Origin of the sequence: Micromonospora sp. NPDC093243 (genome assembly GCF_044753725.1) — a bacterium.
Lineage (GTDB): Bacteria > Actinomycetota > Actinomycetes > Mycobacteriales > Micromonosporaceae > Micromonospora.
The window spans coordinates 1-2,488 of sequence record NZ_JBIVNT010000027.1 but is presented as its reverse complement, the minus strand read 5'-3'; the positions used below and the strand labels follow the sequence as shown (position 1 = coordinate 2,488).

3 protein-coding genes and 3 pseudogenes are annotated in these 2,488 nt (G+C 65.6%); 1 reads left to right on the top strand and 5 read right to left on the bottom strand.

Going from position 1 to position 2,488, the window contains the following annotated elements; translation table 11 throughout:
- The coding region (locus tag ACIP9D_RS32835) for a hypothetical protein (protein ID WP_400451400.1) at positions 1–197 on the top strand (197 nt) is incomplete at its 5' end.
- A gap of 287 nt (positions 198–484) precedes the next feature.
- Here ACIP9D_RS32835 and ACIP9D_RS32830 read toward each other — a convergent pair.
- The 5 genes and pseudogenes from ACIP9D_RS32830 to ACIP9D_RS32810 all read right to left on the bottom strand — a co-directional run.
- Positions 485–658: pseudogene (locus ACIP9D_RS32830) on the bottom strand (IS30 family transposase); the annotation flags it as partial.
- A 14-nt stretch (positions 659–672) separates the two neighbouring features.
- A pseudogene (locus ACIP9D_RS32825) lies at positions 673–978 on the bottom strand (IS110 family transposase); the annotation flags it as partial.
- Positions 979–1,007: 29 nt separating this feature from the next.
- Positions 1,008–1,160, bottom strand: coding sequence for a hypothetical protein (locus ACIP9D_RS32820; protein WP_350877574.1), 153 nt, complete (start codon positions 1,158–1,160; stop codon positions 1,008–1,010).
- Between the two features lie 2 nt (positions 1,161–1,162).
- Positions 1,163–1,747, bottom strand: a complete 585-nt coding sequence (locus ACIP9D_RS32815) for a transposase (protein WP_350877576.1) — start codon at positions 1,745–1,747, stop codon at positions 1,163–1,165.
- A gap of 250 nt (positions 1,748–1,997) precedes the next feature.
- Positions 1,998–2,351 (bottom strand): annotated as a pseudogene (locus ACIP9D_RS32810) (IS30 family transposase); the annotation flags it as partial.
- Positions 2,352–2,488: the final 137 nt, after the last annotated feature.

Genomic DNA, 2,488 nt, shown 5'->3' with positions numbered 1-2,488 from the left:
CTAGCAGCAAACTCGCCGTCGGAGACTTCACCAACGACGGCAAGGCCGATGTAGGGATCCTCTACGACTACGGCGCCTCGACCAGCAAGCTGTGGATGTTCCGTGCCACTGATACTGGTACTGGTTTCGCGGCTCCTGCGGAGTGGTGGAAATCGACTGACGGGAAGTGGTCCTCGGCGAACAGCAAGCTCAGCTAAGCGGAGCGCCAAGATTCACGAACACCAGTTCCAGTGAAATGCTGTACCGGAACTGCTGGGCGGCCGGACGATCGTGTTTGGCCGCCCAGCATCAACAATTGCCACTGACGCATCTGCATCGTGCGTGAAAGTGCCGCTCGTGTGGCAATTGGGATTGCGGGCCTCTTGTCCGCATTGATGGGCTTCCTTAGCTTCGGGCTCAGTAAGCATGGCTGCGGACCGGTGACGAGAAATGAGGGCTGCCGCCGGATCAGGCGACCAATCTTCTAGTCTCCCTGTCGGCGGTTTCAAGCGGTTGTAGCAACGAGGTGCTTGTTGAGTGCTTCGGCTGGATTCTGCCAGTCGAGGGTTTGGCGGGGTCGTCCGTTGAGTTCGCGGGCGACGGCGTCGAGCTGGTCTTGAGTCCAGGTGCGGAAGTCGGTGCTGGAACGGGGGAAGTACTGGCGGAGCATCCCATTAGACGCTCCTATGTTTGTCAAGCTCCGTGCGGGAGGTTGATGGAGGGTGTCGGCTGGCGGGTCGCGGCTTGGATGCGGCGGTAGAGCCGGCGGGCGAGAATGCGCTTGAGGCTGCGACGGACGTCGCGGTGGGTTTGCCCTGCACGGTGCGGTTGGCTTCGTAGTCGCGTGACTCTTGGTGGCAGCGTAGGCGGGGTGATCGCGATCGTATGGAGGGCGCGGTTGAGGTCACGGTCCCGCCGCGGCTGAGCCGGTGGCGGGTGCGTTGCACCGCTGCTGGCCTCCAGAGGGGCGGCGCCGGCGAGGGTGGCGAACGCGGCCTCGCTGCGGACCCGGCCGCGGTGCGATCAGCTCACCAGCAGCTGGGCGGCGACGACCGGACCGACGCCGGGCTCGGCGAGCAGGACCTGGCCCGCGGGGTGGCTTTGACGAGGGCGAGCAACTCGGGGTCGAGCTCGGCGGTCTGGGCGAGGAGGAACCGGATCCGGGCGGTGATCGACTTCAAGGTCAGGATGGTGATCCGATGTTCGACGCTCGCGCCAGCGGGGCTGCGGAGCTGTTCGACGCGGGCCAGTTGATCAGTCGAAGCCCTCGCAACTGTGTGCGTAGATGCTCGGGCGCGACCACGATCAGACTCTTGAGTTCGTTGATCGCTTTGGTGCGGCTGACCAGGACTGCCTGCCGGGTAACGAGAATCTGACGCAGCGCTTCACGCAGGCCCCGTTCACGGGGCGCGGCTTGGTCTTCCTGGGCCAATGCGGTTCGAGCGGCCTGGACTGCGTCGATACGGTCGTTCTTCGCGCCGCGGGATCGCTTTCCACCCGTGATCTCCACGATGTCTTCGCCTGCTTCGGACAAGACCATGACCAGTCCGGCGGCGAAGCTGCCGGTGCCCTCCAGCGCCCAGACCCGACGGCCGGGCGCGTGTTCGCGGGCCCAGGTCAGCAGCCGCAGGTAGCCGGGTCCATCCGTTCGGTCGGCGAGGTGGCCACGGACCCCGCCGGTGCCCGTCTCGAGGATGGCCAGGTCGATCGTGTCGCGGTCGGGGTCACCACCGATGACGAAGTCGTAGTGCTCTGCCAGCATTACCATCCGGTTGTCCTTCCCGCGGGCGAGCGCGGTCGACGCCGACCCGGGAAGAGGTCACCTGTCGCGGCAGCACTGTGAGGAGTCACGCCTGCGGGCGGACAAGCTCCTGATCAAGCCAAGACGAGTGGGTCAGGCCGGTGTCGGCTGCTCGAGAGACGGGTCCAACGCAAGGCACAGCTGTCGGTGTCCAGTGTTCTCGAGAGTCACCTCGTGCAGCCGGCACCAGCCTGCCGGACCAGCCCTCCCGGACCACCAGAAGACTCACAGTGTCCTCGTTGCTGCCGCGTTGCCAGGGTGAGTGGGGGTCGCAGAAGTAGACCTTGCAGTCGGTGGCCAGGGTGAAGGTTGGGTGTTGGATCATCTCGATGCCCTGGTCCCAGGTCAGGGTCTTGCGCAGCTCGGCGGGCAGTCGACGCATCAGGCTGGTGAGAACGTCGATGACCTGCTCGCTGACCCTCGACTCGGGTAGGGCGCCGAGCATGACGTAGCGGGTGGCGCGTTCGACCAGGGTGATGATCGCGCTGGATCCGCGGGCGCCGATGACCAGGTCACCTTCCCAGTGCCCCGGCACGGCCCGGTCGGCGACCTCCGCGGGTCGGGTGGAGATGTGGAAGTCGCGCACCCACGGCCGGCTCCCACGGCGGGCAGCGGGCGTGTCAGATGGTCTGTGTAACGAGATCAGCGTGAGCTGAAGGAGTACACAGATGACCGTGACTGGTGATCAGCGCGGGAGTGAACCGTCGC

Excerpts from the sequence above, each read along its gene's own strand:
- ACIP9D_RS32815 (WP_350877576.1), bottom strand. The coding sequence starts at position 1,747 with ATGGTAATGCTGGCAGAGCACTACGACTTCGTCATCGGTGGTGACCCC.